Source organism: Primorskyibacter aestuariivivens (assembly GCF_028023675.1).
GTDB classification, from domain to species: domain Bacteria; phylum Pseudomonadota; class Alphaproteobacteria; order Rhodobacterales; family Rhodobacteraceae; genus Marinovum; species Marinovum aestuariivivens.
Genome location: NZ_JAQIOZ010000022.1, coordinates 61,325 through 74,954, shown reverse-complemented (window position 1 = coordinate 74,954; position 13,630 = coordinate 61,325). Strand labels below are relative to the sequence as shown.

17 protein-coding genes are annotated in these 13,630 nt (G+C 61.3%); 10 read left to right on the top strand and 7 right to left on the bottom strand.

What is annotated here, in order from left to right; all coding sequences use genetic code 11:
- The 4 genes from PGB28_RS21335 to PGB28_RS18890 all read left to right on the top strand — a co-directional run.
- Positions 1–71, top strand: a 71-nt coding sequence (locus tag PGB28_RS21335; protein ID WP_408636282.1) for an EF-Tu C-terminal domain-related protein, incomplete at its 5' end; no start/stop codon positions are given.
- A 217-nt stretch (positions 72–288) separates the two neighbouring features.
- Complete coding sequence (locus tag PGB28_RS18900; RefSeq protein WP_271423088.1) at positions 289–1,536, top strand: tetratricopeptide repeat protein; 1,248 nt, start codon at positions 289–291, stop codon at positions 1,534–1,536.
- Between the two features lie 117 nt (positions 1,537–1,653).
- On the top strand, positions 1,654–4,053 hold the full coding sequence (gene pheT / locus PGB28_RS18895) for a phenylalanine--tRNA ligase subunit beta (protein WP_271423087.1): 2,400 nt from the start codon (positions 1,654–1,656) through the stop codon (positions 4,051–4,053).
- A gap of 100 nt (positions 4,054–4,153) precedes the next feature.
- Positions 4,154–4,600: a YtoQ family protein gene (locus tag PGB28_RS18890; RefSeq protein WP_271423086.1), complete on the top strand. Its 447-nt coding sequence runs from the start codon at positions 4,154–4,156 to the stop codon at positions 4,598–4,600.
- Positions 4,601–4,606: 6 nt separating this feature from the next.
- Here the strand turns inward: PGB28_RS18890 and PGB28_RS18885 are convergent, their stop codons facing one another.
- On the bottom strand, positions 4,607–5,404 hold the full coding sequence (locus tag PGB28_RS18885; RefSeq protein ID WP_271423085.1) for a class I SAM-dependent methyltransferase: 798 nt from the start codon (positions 5,402–5,404) through the stop codon (positions 4,607–4,609).
- Between the two features lie 126 nt (positions 5,405–5,530).
- Between PGB28_RS18885 and PGB28_RS18880 the strand changes: the two genes are divergently transcribed.
- Both PGB28_RS18880 and mscL read left to right on the top strand, forming a co-directional pair.
- Complete coding sequence (locus PGB28_RS18880) at positions 5,531–6,241, top strand: winged helix-turn-helix transcriptional regulator (RefSeq protein ID WP_271423084.1); 711 nt, start codon at positions 5,531–5,533, stop codon at positions 6,239–6,241.
- A 93-nt stretch (positions 6,242–6,334) separates the two neighbouring features.
- On the top strand, positions 6,335–6,763 hold the full coding sequence (mscL, locus tag PGB28_RS18875; protein ID WP_271423083.1) for a large conductance mechanosensitive channel protein MscL: 429 nt from the start codon (positions 6,335–6,337) through the stop codon (positions 6,761–6,763).
- 78 nt (positions 6,764–6,841) lie between these two features.
- On the opposite strand, the gene ald is transcribed toward mscL, so the two are convergent.
- Complete coding sequence (gene ald, locus PGB28_RS18870) at positions 6,842–7,963, bottom strand: alanine dehydrogenase (RefSeq protein ID WP_271423082.1); 1,122 nt, start codon at positions 7,961–7,963, stop codon at positions 6,842–6,844.
- A 243-nt stretch (positions 7,964–8,206) separates the two neighbouring features.
- Between ald and PGB28_RS18865 the strand changes: the two genes are divergently transcribed.
- Both PGB28_RS18865 and ppk2 read left to right on the top strand, forming a co-directional pair.
- Positions 8,207–8,665 carry an Lrp/AsnC family transcriptional regulator gene (locus tag PGB28_RS18865; RefSeq protein ID WP_271423081.1) on the top strand — a complete coding sequence of 153 codons (459 nt, stop codon included), beginning with the start codon at positions 8,207–8,209 and terminating at the stop codon, positions 8,663–8,665.
- A 73-nt stretch (positions 8,666–8,738) separates the two neighbouring features.
- Positions 8,739–9,647 (top strand): polyphosphate kinase 2, encoded by a 909-nt coding sequence (ppk2, locus tag PGB28_RS18860; protein ID WP_271423080.1) that lies wholly within the window; start codon positions 8,739–8,741, stop codon positions 9,645–9,647.
- A 43-nt stretch (positions 9,648–9,690) separates the two neighbouring features.
- On the opposite strand, the gene PGB28_RS18855 is transcribed toward ppk2, so the two are convergent.
- The 4 genes from PGB28_RS18855 to pgsA are packed head-to-tail and all read right to left on the bottom strand — an operon-like array spanning position 9,691 to position 11,952.
- On the bottom strand, positions 9,691–10,554 hold the full coding sequence (locus PGB28_RS18855) for a nitrilase-related carbon-nitrogen hydrolase (RefSeq protein WP_271423079.1): 864 nt from the start codon (positions 10,552–10,554) through the stop codon (positions 9,691–9,693).
- A gap of 44 nt (positions 10,555–10,598) precedes the next feature.
- Positions 10,599–11,042: a molybdenum cofactor biosynthesis protein MoaE gene (locus PGB28_RS18850; protein ID WP_271423078.1), complete on the bottom strand. Its 444-nt coding sequence runs from the start codon at positions 11,040–11,042 to the stop codon at positions 10,599–10,601.
- The gene (moaD, locus tag PGB28_RS18845) at positions 11,042–11,287 is read right to left on the bottom strand and encodes a molybdopterin converting factor subunit 1 (protein ID WP_271423093.1); all 246 of its coding nucleotides are present in this window, start codon (positions 11,285–11,287) and stop codon (positions 11,042–11,044) included. Before moaD ends, PGB28_RS18850 begins: the two co-directional genes overlap by 1 nt.
- Entirely contained in the window at positions 11,287–11,952 is a 666-nt protein-coding gene (pgsA, locus tag PGB28_RS18840) for a CDP-diacylglycerol--glycerol-3-phosphate 3-phosphatidyltransferase (protein WP_271423077.1), read from the bottom strand. Before pgsA ends, moaD begins: the two co-directional genes overlap by 1 nt.
- Before the next feature lie 90 nt (positions 11,953–12,042).
- On the opposite strand from pgsA, the gene PGB28_RS18835 reads away from it, so the two are divergent.
- Both PGB28_RS18835 and PGB28_RS18830 read left to right on the top strand, forming a co-directional pair.
- The gene (locus PGB28_RS18835; RefSeq protein ID WP_271423076.1) at positions 12,043–12,438 is read left to right on the top strand and encodes an META domain-containing protein; all 396 of its coding nucleotides are present in this window, start codon (positions 12,043–12,045) and stop codon (positions 12,436–12,438) included.
- 51 nt (positions 12,439–12,489) lie between these two features.
- Positions 12,490–12,897 carry an META domain-containing protein gene (locus tag PGB28_RS18830; protein WP_271423075.1) on the top strand — a complete coding sequence of 136 codons (408 nt, stop codon included), beginning with the start codon at positions 12,490–12,492 and terminating at the stop codon, positions 12,895–12,897.
- On the opposite strand, the gene recO is transcribed toward PGB28_RS18830, so the two are convergent.
- Positions 12,894–13,622 (bottom strand): DNA repair protein RecO, encoded by a 729-nt coding sequence (gene recO, locus PGB28_RS18825; RefSeq protein WP_271423074.1) that lies wholly within the window; start codon positions 13,620–13,622, stop codon positions 12,894–12,896. The genes PGB28_RS18830 and recO overlap by 4 nt on opposite strands.
- Between the last annotated feature and the right edge of the window lie 8 nt (positions 13,623–13,630).

Sequence of the window (13,630 nt, the reverse complement as noted above, 5' to 3'; positions counted from 1 at the left end):
GCCTGCGCTTCGCCATCCGCGAAGGCGGCCGCACCGTCGGCTCCGGCGTCGTGTCGAAAATCCTCGCGTAAGCGACACCGCCAAAACAAGCGTGAGGTGCGCAGATAATGCGCACCTTAACAAAAGACCAAGGGCTGCGGTTTCGCAGCCCTTTCTCTTTGCGCCCTTGCGCCCCCGGCCCAAATTTGATCCTATTTGGCATCACATTGCTGAAACCGGTCTCTTTTGCGTTTTTTCTTCACCTTAACCCTTTTTGTCTGCGCCGCCCTGCCCGGCAACGCCGGAACCTTGCTGAAAAGTTCCGAGGAAACGCTTGGTTCCGCCTGCCTGTCGCGCAACTACCCGCCGGCAAAACTTGCCTCCATCTGCGAGCAGGCCCTGTCTGACACCGGACACAGCAATCGTCAGGAAATCGACCTTTTGGACGCGCTTGGATGGGCCTATTTCGACCTCGACGAGCTTGCTATGGCCAGACGGCAGTTTGACCAGATCCGTCGGCTTGTACCGACAGCAGCCGAAGGCGTGATCGGGCTTGGTTGGGTGGCTTATCAGGAAGACGCGTTCGATACGGCCACGCAATACTTCCGGGACGCCATCTCGCGCGCGCCGACTGCCTCTGCGCTTAGCGGGCTTGCCAGCAGTCGTATCCGCAGCGAGATCAGCAGCTACGACGAGGCTGCCGAGCTATTTGACGCGGCACTGACCATCGACCCGACCCATGCCTGGACATGGCGCGAACGCGGGTGGCTACTCAACGATCTGGGCCGCTACGAAGAGGCCACCGAACAATTCCGCGGCGCACTGGATTTGTCAGGCAGCGACACCAACGCGCTCATGGGTCTTGCTATCGCCCATAACAATCTTGATGAGGTGGAAACCGCGTTGGGCTATGCGCAACAGGCCTATGAATTGGATCCAGAGAACCAAAACGCCCTGTTCTGGCGCGCCACATTGAGCCTCGCCTCCGGGCGCAATCTGCGCGCCCTGTCAGATGCTGAAACGCTGATCCGGAACTACCCGGACGACTCGGGTGGCTATGTGATCAAGGCGCGCACGCTCTCTGTCATGTCCATGCGGTTTCGCGGCCTGGAAGTGCTGCGCACCGCCTTTGAACTGATCGAGCGTGACGACTATTACCATTATTGGTACGCCTTCCTGCTGCATCTTGACGAAGATCACGCGGGTGCCGCTTCGCAACTGATGCCCAATATTCTCGGCGACGCACCCGACCTCGAAGACTTTACATTGTTCGCGCAAATCCAGATCGCCCTGAGAAACCTGTCCGCCGCGCGAGATTCCATAGCGCGCGGTCTGGCCATCGCGCCGCAAAACGAGTTTTTGCGCTTTCTCGCCCTGCGCCTGATAGTGCTGGACAAGGAATACGAGAAAATGGAAACCGCGCTGAGACAGGAAATCGAGGATGGGCTGGACCGGGCCTATATCTCCGATCTGGCCGCTGATCTTGTTGTACAGGGCGAGATTGAACGGGCCGCCGCTTTACGCAGCTTGAGAAGCGATGGCGAGAACAGCGAATAACGCGCCTGTACCCCATAAAACAGCCGCGTGCCCGCGCAGGGCTTTCCCCTCGCCCGGCTTTGGGTTATCCCCGCCGGGACGCTTTTTCATCCCGTTCACAGACCGGAAGACGACCCCATGAAATTCACCCTGTCCTGGCTCAAGGATCATCTCGACACGCAGGCGACGCTGGACGAGATCGTCTATGCATTGACCGACCTCGGACTTGAGGTCGAAGAGGTTTCAAACCCCGCCGAGCGGCTCAGCGATTTTACCATCGGCAAAGTGCTGCAGGCCGAGAAACACCCCGATGCGGACAAGCTCAAGGTCTGCAAGGTGGCCACCGATGAGGGTGAATTGCAGATCATCTGCGGCGCCCCCAATGCGCGCGAAGGCATCACCGTGGTCGTCGCCAAGCCCGGCGTCTATGTGCCCGGTATCGACACGACGCTGGGCGTGGGCAAAATCCGTGGCATCGAGAGCTTCGGCATGATGTGCTCCGAGCGTGAGATGGAACTCAGCGACGAACATACCGGTATCATCGAACTGCCCTCGGGTGAGGTAGGCGAGCGGTTCATCGACTGGCTGGCCGAGAATGATCCCGCCAAGGTCGACCCGGTCATCGAGATTGCCATCACCCCCAACCGCCCCGACGCGCTGGGTGTACATGGCATTGCCCGCGATCTGGCGGCGCGCGGTCTTGGCACGCTCAAACCGCTGGCCCGCGAACATGTGGAGGGGCAGTTCCCCTGCCCAATCGGCATTTCCATCGACGAGGACACGCGCGAAAACGGCTGCCAAGTCTTTGCCGGTCGGCTGATCCGCGGCGTGGAAAACGGCCCCTCGCCGCAATGGCTGCAGGACCGGTTGCGCGCCATCGGTCTGCGCCCGATCTCGCGGCTGGTGGACATCACCAATTTCTTCACCTTCGACCGCAACCGCCCCCTGCATGTGTTTGACGCGGACAAGGTCAGCGGCGACCTGCGCGTGCATCGTGCAAAGGACGGCGAAACCCTTATGGGGCTGGACGACAAGGAATACACCTTCTCTGACGGTCACGTGGTGATTTCGGACGACAATGGCATTGAATCCATCGGCGGCATCATGGGTGGGCTGCACACGGGCTGCACCAATGAGACGGTGAACGTGTTTCTTGAAGCCGCCGTCTGGGACCATATCCAGATCGCCATGACCGGCCGTGCCCTCAAGATCAATTCCGACGCCCGCTACCGAAATGAACGGGGCATCGACCCGGCCTATAATATGCAGGCGATGGAGGACGCGACGCAGATGATCCTCGATCTCTGCGGCGGCGAGGCCTCTAATGTGATCAAAGCGGGCGAAGTGCCGAACGTGGCACGCGCCTACGAGTTGAACGCCGCACGGCTGTCGTCACTGGTGGGCATGGACATCCCGGAAAGCGAACAACGCCAGATCCTGACCTCTCTGGGCTTCCGGCTCGAAGGCAACATGGCTCATGTCCCCAGTTGGCGGCCCGACGTGCTGGGCACCGCCGATCTGGTGGAAGAGGTGGCGCGCGTTGCCTCGTTGACCAAGCTGCCCTCCAAACCTCTGCCCCGCACCCATGACGGCGTGGCGCGCCCGATCCTGTCGCCCATGCAGAAACGCGAAGCGGCCGCACGACGCACCTGCGCGGCGCTGGGCTATAATGAATGCGTCACCTACAGTTTCATTGACGAGGCCTCGGCCAAGCTCTTCGGCGGCGGTGATGAGGCCACGAAACTGGCCAACCCGATTTCGTCGGAAATGAGCCATATGCGCCCGGCGCTCCTGCCCGGGCTGCTGCAGGCCGCAGCCCGCAACCAGGCCCGCGGTTTCATGGATGTGGCGCTGTTTGAATTGGGCCACGCCTTCCACGGCGGCGAACCTGGCGAACAACACCTGCTGGTCTCCGGGCTGATCGTGGGCCGCTCTGGTCCCAAGGATGTGCATGGTGCAAGCCGCCCGGTCGATGTGTTTGACGTCAAGGCAGATGGCGAGGCGGTGCTGGCCGCGATGGGTGCGCCCGCCAAGGTGCAAATCCGGCGCGACGGCGATGCGTGGTGGCATCCGGGCCGTCACGGCGTGATCTGCCTTGGCCCGAAAAAGGTGCTGGGCGTCTTTGGCGAACTGCATCCCAAAGTGCTGGCCGCGATGGATGTCAAAGGCCCGGCCATGGCATTCACCCTCTGGCCCGCCGAGATCCCCATGCCGCGCAAAACGGGCGCGACCCGCTCGGCGCTGGTACTCAATGACCTTCAGGCGGTCGAACGGGATTTCGCCTTTGTGCTCGACGCCGATGTCGCCGCGCTTGACGTGGTCAACGCAGCAGGAGGGGCCGACAAGGCGCTGATCTCCGAGGTGCGCATCTTTGACGAGTTCATCGGCGGCTCCCTCGGCGAGGGCAAGAAATCGCTCGCCATCACCGTCCGTATGCAGCCCAGCGACAAGACGCTGACCGAAAAGGATATCGAAGCGGTGGCCACCAAGGTTATCGAAAAGGTGCAGAAAGCCACCGGCGGCGCCTTGCGCGGCTAGACTTTCCTCCTGCCGGAAATACCTGGGGGAGTGCGAGGGGTAAAACCCCTCGCTCCTGCCGCCTGACACCGGCGAAACGGCCTAAACTAGGGAGAACACCATGCTCAAAGTCTACCTGTCCGGCGAAATCCACACTGACTGGCGCGAACAGATCATCGACGGCGCGCAGGGGCTCGATATCAGCTTCAACAGCCCCGTCACCGATCACGGCGCAAGCGACGATTGCGGCGTTGAAATCCTCGGGGCCGAAGACAACAAATACTGGCACGACCACAAGGGCGCGATGGTCAATGCGATCCGTACCCGCAAGGGCATCGCCGACGCAGATGTGGTCGTCGTGCGCTTTGGCGACAAATACAAGCAATGGAACGCCGCCTTTGACGCGGGCTATGCCAGCGCGCTTGGCAAATCGCTGATCATCCTGCAGCCGCCCGAACATGACCACGCGCTGAAAGAGGTGGACGCCGCGGCGCTGGCGATGGCGCGCACCCCCGCTCAGGTGGTGGAAATTCTGCGCTACGTGCTGACCGGCAAGCTGCCGGGCTGACGACGGTCACCGGCGGCGCCCTGAGACCAGAAGCGCCTTGCGCGTGATCCGCAGGCCCGAGGCACCGGCATAGTGTTCCTGCATGGCTATGAAATCGGCGCGGAAGGCTTCCGCGCGATCCGGTGGCAACGCGTCATACGTGGCGCGCACCGGGCCAAAGCCCTGCCGGTATTTGTGCCAGACCGTTGCCGCGTCGGGCGCGAAATAGGTGGTGGTCAGCGGCTCCACCGATATGTCGAATTGGCGGCCCAGATGGTCACGGAGCCAGTCCTCATTGCCCCAGTCAAAGGGCGATGCCTCGGGCGGGGGCGCATCGGAATGGTGCCCGATCACGGCGAAGAAATCGGCAATATAGCCCTCGGTCTCGGCCCATGTGGTCAACGCCATACGTCCCCCCGGTCGTAACACCCGCGCCATTTCCGAGATCGCCCGGTCCGGTTGGCTGGCAAACATCACCCCATAGGTCGAAATCACCCCATCAAAAGTGGCATCGTCAAAGGGCAGCGCCTCGGCCGCGCCCTTTCGGAACCGTAGCCGCGTCTCCAGATGCGCGGACAGCTCCCGCGCGGCCCGGATCATGGGTTCGGACATGTCCAGCCCGGTGACATCGGCACCAAGCCCGGCGACCAGCCGCGCCGCCCACCCCGTGCCGGTGCCCAGATCAAGGACTTTCTCGCCGGGCGCGGGACACAGCTTCTGCACTGCATGGCCGATCCCGTCGGACAGCCCGAAAGAGATCGGATCATAAGCGGCCCCACCCGTCCCCCAGACATCCGTTTCAGTCATGTTTTCGAGTTTGGTCATGGTCTTTCTCCCGGTCTTTTCGGTACGGCCACAAGCCTGCCGGGCGGCCTGGTTTGGCGATAGTCCACAATCTGGAGTATTCTGCCCTCCTTCCATCTGCCAAACTCAGCCCAAAGGAGGATCGCCATGCAGGGCTATGGCCAGTTCTGTCCCATCGCCAAAGCTGCCGAGATCTTCTGCGAACGCTGGACCGCGCTGGTGATCCGCAATCTCGCCGCCGGGTCCGAACGGTTCAGCGACATTCACCGCGGCGTGCCGCATATGTCGGCCACCCTGCTCACAAAACGGCTCCGCCAGCTGGAGGCCGAACAGATCGTCGAACGCCGCCGCGCCACAACGGGCAAGCACTGGACCTATCACCTGACCGAACGCGGCGCGGAGTTCGTGCCGCTGCTGGCGACCCTCGGCACATGGGGGCGGCGCTGGTCCCGGCGGGACCTGCAGGCGGGGGAAATGGATCTCGGCCTTCTGACCTGGGGGCTGGAGCACTGCGTCGATCCGTCGGCATTTGGTCCGGGGCCGGTGACCGTGGAGCTCACTGTGACCGACCAGCCAAAACACAAGGCACAATACTGGTTCGTCAATTCCGGGGGTGAGCTGGATTTCTGCATCTCCCATCCCGGTCATGAGATTGACATGTATCTGAGCGCGACGCTGGCCGATCTGATCCATGTCTATCGCGGCGACGTCAGCGTCGGGTCCGCCGTTGAAAACGGTCAGCTTGAAGCGTTGGGGCCGAGCAGGCTTGTGACCAAGCTCAAGGACTGGCTCAATCTTGGCCCGTTGTCCGAGGTGCCGCCAGCGACGCGTGGGAAAAACCCGGATGCTTTCCCATAAACAGACTGGATTTCTCGTGCAATCTGCCCAGAGTTAACTCGTCGGCTGTGGTAACCAGTCACCACAGAACAGGAACGCAAGAGGAAAACGCGTATGCTTCAAGAGTTCAAGGATTTCATTGCCAAGGGCAATGTCATGGATATGGCCGTTGGTATCATCATCGGCGCCGCCTTTACCGCCATCGTCACTTCGCTGGTGGGCGATCTGCTCAACCCGATCATCGGTCTTTTCACCGGCGGTCTGGATTTCACCAACAACTATGTCGTGCTTGCGGGCGAGGTCCCTGAGGGTGCCAGCCTTGAGGCCGCGCGCGAGGCCGGGGCGTCGATCTTTGCCTATGGGGCATTCCTCATGGCCGTGATCAATTTCCTGATCATCGCCTTCGTGGTGTTCATGCTGGTCAAATGGGTCAACGCAATCAAGGCGGCAGCCGAAACCCCGGAAGAGCCCAAAGAAGAGGCCCCCGCAGGACCGACCGAGCTGGATATCCTGATGGAAATCCGCGACTCGCTGAAAAAGTAAACAGCGACCGGGACAAAAAGAAAGGCCGGGGCGCAACCACCCCGGCCTTTTGCATGTGATCCAGCAGCACAGGGAGGATCAGGCCGCCTTCAGGATCACCTGCGGAGAAGTCACATCAATGCCAAGCGCCTTGCCCACCGCGTAATAGGTCAGCTTGCCCGCATGTACGTTCAGACCATTGAGCAGATGCGGATCATCGGTACAGGCCTTGGCCCAACCCTTGTCCGCAAGCGCCAGCATATAGGGCATGGTGGCATTGCCCAGCGCGATGGTCGAGGTGCGTGCAACAGCGCCCGGCATGTTGGCCACGCAGTAATGCATGATGCCGTCGACCTCGTAGATCGGATCGGCATGGGTGGTGGCCTTCGAGGTCTCAAAGCAACCGCCCTGGTCGATCGCCACATCCACCAACGCCGCGCCGGGCTTCATCTCGGACAGTTGCGCACGGGAAATCAGCTTGGGCGCAGCCGCACCGGGGATCAGCACCGCTCCGATCACCATGTCGGCCTCACGCGCCATCTCTGCTGTATTGCCAGCGCTGGCATACATGGTCTTGAACGTGCCGCCGAACACATCATCCAGATAGCGCATGCGCGGCAGCGACCGGTCCAGCACGGTCACATCCGCGCCCATGCCCGCCGCGATCCGCGCCGCGTGCGTTCCCACGACACCGCCGCCGATCACCACGACCTTGGCCGGGCCCACACCGGGTACACCGCCCATCAGCACACCACGCCCGCCATTGGCCTTTTGCAGTGTCCAGGCCCCCATCTGAGGGGCCAGACGTCCCGCCACCTCGGACATCGGTGCCAGAAGCGGCAAGCCACCCTTGTCATCGGTCACGGTTTCATAGGCAATCGCCGTACAGCCGCTCTCGATCAAATCCCTGGTCTGTTCAGGATCGGGTGCCAGATGCAGGTAGGTGAACAGCACTTGGCCCTCGCGCAGCATCTTGCGCTCTACGGCCTGGGGTTCCTTAACCTTCACGATCATGTCAGCCCAGGCAAAGATTTCCTCGGCGGTTTCGCCAATCTTTGCTCCCACGGCCTCATAGGCTGCGTTGTCAAACCCGGCACCGGCCCCCGCGCCCGACTGGATCATGACCTCATGGCCGTGGTTGATGGCTTCCTGTGCCGCATTGGGCGTCATACCGACGCGAAATTCCTGCGGTTTGATTTCTGTGGGGCATCCGATCTTCATGGCTCCGCTCCTCCTTCGGTGCATTAATGCGTGTCCGGTTTTCGTTGAAACAAGGCTTCGCCAATGTCCTGAGAGCGCCGCAGGCGTGGCAGGGTACTGGCGATTCAAGTTCAACTGGAAACGCTCTGATGACAGGATGACGCAGGGCGTTTGGGAAAGCTTTGACATTTCCCCTTGGCCAAAGGTTTCATTTGGTGGAAACTTCGACAAACAGCCCCCGAATTCGAAGAATCCACGCCAATTATGCAACTTGACCCAACAGATCGTCGAATCCTGAGTGTCCTTCAGAAGCAAGGCCGCATGTCCAACGCCGATCTCAGCGAGCGGGTGAACCTGTCGCCTTCGGCCTGCCACCGGCGCGTGCAGCGGCTGGAGGCCGAGGGGATCATTCGAAACTACGTCGCAATGCTGGACCCGCGCAAGCTTGGCCTGCCGACCACCGTGTTTGTCGAGATCACGCTGTCGGGCCAATCTGACGAGGTTCTGGAAGCATTTGAAACCGCCGTATCCCGCATTCCCAATGTGCTGGAATGTCACCTGATGGCGGGAACGGCCGATTACATTCTCAAGCTTGTGGCCGAGGATACCGAGGATTTCGCACGTATCCACCGCCAGTATCTGACGCGGCTGCCCGGCGTGACGCAGATGCAGTCAAGCTTTGCGCTGCGCACGGTTTTCAAGACCACGGCCCTGCCGGTCTGAGACGGATCAATGTCATCAGGCTGTCAATCAGGCATACTAACCAGCGGGGACAAAAGCAGAGGACAGGACAGATATGGAAAACGATAATGACCTCGACTGGCTGGAAGCCGAACTTCAGGACACGTTCGACGAAGATATCGAGATCGAGTTTTCCGAACCGATGCTGAGCCAGGAAATCCGCAAGATCTACAACCGGCAGCATCCTGACATGCTGGATCGCCGGGTCTATTTCCGCAACCTGCTGCGGCTGCAGGCGGAACTGATCAAGGTGCAGGACTGGGTCGAACATACCGGTGCCAAGGTCTGTATCCTGTTCGAAGGGCGCGACAGTGCGGGCAAAGGCGGGGTGATCAAACGCATCACCCAGCGGCTCAATCCGCGTATTGCCCGGGTCGTGGCGCTCCCTGCACCGAACCGCCGCGAACAGTCGCAATGGTATTTCCAGCGCTACGTGCCGCACCTGCCCGCAGGGGGTGAAATCGTGCTGTTCGACCGGTCATGGTACAACCGTGCTGGCGTGGAGCGGGTCATGGGCTTTGCCGATGAAGACCAGGTAGAGCAGTTCTTTCAGGACGTTCCCGAATTTGAACGTATGCTGCGCCGCTCCGGCATCATCCTGCTGAAATACTGGTTCTCGATCACCGATCAGGAACAGCAACTGCGCTTTCTCATGCGCATTCACGATCCGATGAAACAGTGGAAACTGTCCCCCATGGATCTCGAAAGCCGCATCCGTTGGGAGCACTATACGAAGGCCAAGGAAGAGATGTTCGCGCGCACCAACATCCCTGAAGCGCCGTGGTATATCGTGGAGGGCAATGACAAGAAACGTGAACGGCTCAATTGCATCGAGCATATCCTGTCAAAAATCCCCTATGAAGACGTGCCGTCGGAAAAGGTCACGCTGCCCGAACGGGTCTATAATCCGGATTACGAGCGTCAGGTTCTCCCCGACGAGCTTTACGTGCCCAAGATCTACTGATGTAGGGTGGGCAGTTCTGCCCACCTTCCCCGGTCGGGGCATCTCATTCATCGTCGCGAATGATATCTGGCACGCCCAACCGCTCGATAAGCCGGTCGGTCTCGCGCGCGACCAGCCCGATATTGCTGTCGCGCACCGTGGGCAAAAGCGCCCGCGCCTCACGCACCTGTGCATAATCCACATCCGCCACGATCAGCTCCGGCTCTGTCCCGGCCACCGCCAGCGGCTTGCCAAAGGCGTCCAAAATCCGCGACCCGCCCCAGAAGTTCAGATCGCCCTCCGGCCCGACCCGGTTCACCATGACCGAGGGTGCCCCATACATCATCGAATAGAAATGCATCGTGGCGGCCCATCCGGCCGGGTTGTCAAACCCGTCGCCCACCGCCTCGACCCCCGAGGAAATTGGCGAAACCAGCAGCGTTGCGCCATGCAGAAAAGCCAGATGCGTCAGCGCCGGGTTCCACAGATCGGCGCAAATGAGCAGCCCCATGCGCCAGTCGTCACCCATCTCATGCGTGTCCACGAAGCGACCTTGCGCGTAGTATTTGGTCTCGATCAGACGGCCATAGGAGGGCAGATTGATCTTGCGATGTATGTAGCGCAGCCTGCCGCCGCGATAGACGCCCGCCGCGTTGTAGAACTGCGCCGCCGGGCCTTCCTCGACAAAGCCCACAATGAGCGTCATGTCCCCCGCCGCGCGGCTCAGGTCCAGAAGCCGCGGATCGTCGCGCAGCATCGTCACATCCAGGAGCCGTTCCGCCCCGTAATGGCCCACCATGCTCAGCTCGGGAAAGACCAAAAGCTCGACGCCCGCGCCTTTCGCCTCCTGAACCCAGTGATGATGCTCCGCGAAATTGGCCTCCAGATCGCCCGAGACCGATCCGAACTGTGCCGCTCCGATTCGCATGCGGCCCTCCCGTTTGTTGAAACGCGTAACGCGCGGATCGCGGCTCACCAGCGCGACAGCGCGTCGTCGTCCTCTTCCCTGGCGGCGACCCAGTCCGCACCGTCCGCGCCGATTTCCTTCTTCCAGAATGGCGCCCGGCTCTTGAGGTAATCCATCAGGAACTCTGCCGCCTCGAACGCCGCCACGCGGTGCCGTGCGGCCGTGGCCACCATCATGATCATCTCGTCACGATGCAGACGCCCATAGCGATGGATGACCAGCGCATCGCCCAATTCCCAGCGCTCCATCGCCTCACTGGCGATCTTTTCCAGCGCTTTCTGGGTCATGCCCGGGTAATGCTCGATCTCCATGACCGCCATGTCGCCCTTGGCCGAATCGCGCACGATGCCGGTAAAGGTCACCACCGCGCCCATATTGGTCTGGGCCTTGGCGAAACTCTCGGCTTCACGCCCGAAATCGAACGGGGCGTCCTGAACCACGACACGCATCAGCCACCTGTCATGGGCGGGAAAAACGCCACTTCGCGCGCGCCGTCCAGCGGGGCGTCGAAATCGCTCAACTCCTGATCCACCGCGACGCGCAGCGCCGACAGGTCGGAAAAGGCCACCTCGTAGCGTTCTTCGCGTGCTTTAAGCTCTTCAACCAGGTCAGCTACCGTTGCCGCCCCTGTCTCGATCCGTTCCTTCGGCACGCCGATCCGTTCGCGCACCCAGGCGAAATAGAGCACATCCATCATCCATCCTCCTTCAGATGCGGCAGGGCCTTGTGGAAGTAATCCCACCCCGTGATCAGCGTGAGCGCCGCGGCAATCCACAAAAGCGCCAGCCCGATCCAGCCCGACCACACCATGCCGGTATACATATTGCGCAGACCAAGGTGATCCACCTCGCGCCCTTCGAGCACGTCAATGATGATCTGCTGATCCATGCCCCATGACCACATGCCGAAATAATGCTCAAAGATACCTTGAGAAAACAGCACCGCAATTGCGACCATCTGGGCGGTTGTCTTCCATTTGGCCAGCGTCGTGACCTTGAGCGTTCCGGCCACATCGCCAAGGTATTCGCGCAGCCCACTCACGAACACTTCGCGGAACAGGATCACCGTCGCGGGCAGGATCAGCCAGGGGCTATAGGAGGAATAGGCCGCGATCACCATCAGCGCGATCACCACCATCGCCTTGTCCGCGATGGGATCGAGCATGGTGCCCATCTTGGTTTCCTGTTTCCAGGCGCGGGCCAGATAGCCATCGACCCAGTCGGTGATGGCCGCCAGCAGGAACACGATCAGCGCAAAGGCATCCGCGTAGGGCCGCGCGAAATAGAGAAACATGATCGGCACCGCAGGCGCTGCCAGCAGGCGAAACACGGTCAGGATATTGGGCACGGTCCATCTCATGCCTTGGTCATATCCCGCCCTGCGGGGACAAGGAAGAGAGCATACGCATATTTCAATTCCACGCAGAGCGCTTATCTTTGTGGAATGATCATGCGTTGTGTTCCCGTCATGGCCCTGTTGGCCACCGCCGCCTGTTACCCGGACGAGACCGTCAGCGGCTATGGCGCGGCGGATCGTGTCTGGGAGTTGACGGAAATCGACGGCATGACCTTTTCTGAGCGCGCCACGCTGCGCTTTCCCGAACCGGGGCGCGTCGCGGGCGAGGCACCGTGCAACAGCTTTGGCGCGGACCAGACCGCGCCTTATCCGTGGTTCGAAACCGGCCCCATCGCGGCCACGCGCATGGCCTGCGCGGCGCTGCCCGCCGAGGCGCGTTTTCTGGAAACGCTGGCGGCGATGACGCTGGCCGAGGTGAAGGGCGATGTTCTGATCCTGTCCAATGACGATGGAAGAGAAATGCTGTTCCATGCCAATCCCGATGAATGACAAAACCCGTTACCGCCTTCCCCCGCTCCGCCAAAAGGTTATCTCGGTGTCATGACACAGATTGCATCCCTCCTCTTCGCGGCCTCGACCGCGTTTTCGACAAGCCTCTCAGCGTCGCTGGGCGGTGAGTTCGATAATGAAATCCTCTGGACCCTGCTAAGCATTGACGGTGAAGCCTTTGACGAACGTGCGACGCTCTATTTCCCGGCGCCCGCGCAGATCGCCGGGGCCACGCCGTGCAACAGCTATTTCGGGGTTCAGACGACACCGGCCCCCGGCTTCAACGCCAGCGGTGTCGGCGTGACCCAGCGGCTTTGCCCGGCTTTTGGCAAGGAGGCGGAGTTCCTGACGGCGCTACGCTCCATGACCATCTCGGAGTTTCGCGGCAATACGCTGATCCTGCGCGACGAGAGCGGGCGCGAGATGATTTTTGTCGGCGTGCCGATGAAGCGGAACTAAGACAACCCCTGTTCCAACCGGTCGATCAAGCGCGCCCTTGCCTCTGGCACGGGGCGCGTGCCGATTGCCGGGGCAAGTTTGCTTTCAAGGAAGAACCCGGTCACGCGCAGCGCTTCGATGATGTCGGCGTCTTCGGCGGCACCCTCGCCGCGCAGTACCGGTGGCAACGGCAACAACCGGTCCGCCCACTCACCTGCCCCCTTGGCAGACACGGCACGCCCGGATTTGGGCGATACATGAACGAGACCTTGGATTGCCCCCGTCACGGCGCAGCTGCTCAGGTCGAGCCCGTAGCCCAACTCCTCCAACAGTGACATTTCCCACCGCAGATAGGCCAGCGGCCAAAGCTCGTCCTGCCCCAAGAGGTCCAGAAGCGCTTCACTGCGCTGGTAGAGCGGCAGATGCGGTTCGCGCTCGGGCAGGCAAAAGCCCAGCAATGCAACGACGGCATTCAACCCCGCCAGTGCCAACCGGCTGCCCATGGCCTGCGCCGCGCGCGAGCGTTGCAGCTCGACCGTATAGCTGCCCAGATGATCCTCAAGCCGTGCGCGCCACTGCAGGTCCAGCTGCGCGCCCGGTTGCAGGACCGGGCCAAGCTTGCGGCTGCTTGCTCCGCGCACCACGCCCGCATGCCGACCGTGTTCCGGGGTAAACGCCTCTACAATGGCGCTGTTTTCGCCGTGCTTGCGAAGCGATAGCAATATACCGGTGTCGCGCCATTCCATGGGGCCAA

Bases quoted from the DNA above. Each gene is read 5' to 3' on its own strand.
- pheT (WP_271423087.1), top strand. From the start codon at position 1,654: ATGAAATTCACCCTGTCCTGGCTCAAGGATCATCTCGACACGCAGGCG.
- PGB28_RS18890 (WP_271423086.1), top strand. From the start codon at position 4,154: ATGCTCAAAGTCTACCTGTCCGGCGAAATCCACACTGACTGGCGCGAA.
- PGB28_RS18885 (WP_271423085.1), bottom strand. From the start codon at position 5,404: ATGACCAAACTCGAAAACATGACTGAAACGGATGTCTGGGGGACGGGT.
- PGB28_RS18880 (WP_271423084.1), top strand. From the start codon at position 5,531: ATGCAGGGCTATGGCCAGTTCTGTCCCATCGCCAAAGCTGCCGAGATC.
- mscL (WP_271423083.1), top strand. From the start codon at position 6,335: ATGCTTCAAGAGTTCAAGGATTTCATTGCCAAGGGCAATGTCATGGAT.
- ald (WP_271423082.1), bottom strand. From the start codon at position 7,963: ATGAAGATCGGATGCCCCACAGAAATCAAACCGCAGGAATTTCGCGTC.
- PGB28_RS18865 (WP_271423081.1), top strand. From the start codon at position 8,207: ATGCAACTTGACCCAACAGATCGTCGAATCCTGAGTGTCCTTCAGAAG.
- ppk2 (WP_271423080.1), top strand. From the start codon at position 8,739: ATGGAAAACGATAATGACCTCGACTGGCTGGAAGCCGAACTTCAGGAC.
- PGB28_RS18855 (WP_271423079.1), bottom strand. From the start codon at position 10,554: ATGCGAATCGGAGCGGCACAGTTCGGATCGGTCTCGGGCGATCTGGAG.
- PGB28_RS18850 (WP_271423078.1), bottom strand. From the start codon at position 11,042: ATGCGTGTCGTGGTTCAGGACGCCCCGTTCGATTTCGGGCGTGAAGCC.
- moaD (WP_271423093.1), bottom strand. From the start codon at position 11,287: ATGGATGTGCTCTATTTCGCCTGGGTGCGCGAACGGATCGGCGTGCCG.
- pgsA (WP_271423077.1), bottom strand. From the start codon at position 11,952: ATGAGATGGACCGTGCCCAATATCCTGACCGTGTTTCGCCTGCTGGCA.
- PGB28_RS18835 (WP_271423076.1), top strand. From the start codon at position 12,043: ATGCGTTGTGTTCCCGTCATGGCCCTGTTGGCCACCGCCGCCTGTTAC.
- PGB28_RS18830 (WP_271423075.1), top strand. From the start codon at position 12,490: ATGACACAGATTGCATCCCTCCTCTTCGCGGCCTCGACCGCGTTTTCG.
- recO (WP_271423074.1), bottom strand. From the start codon at position 13,622: ATGGAATGGCGCGACACCGGTATATTGCTATCGCTTCGCAAGCACGGC.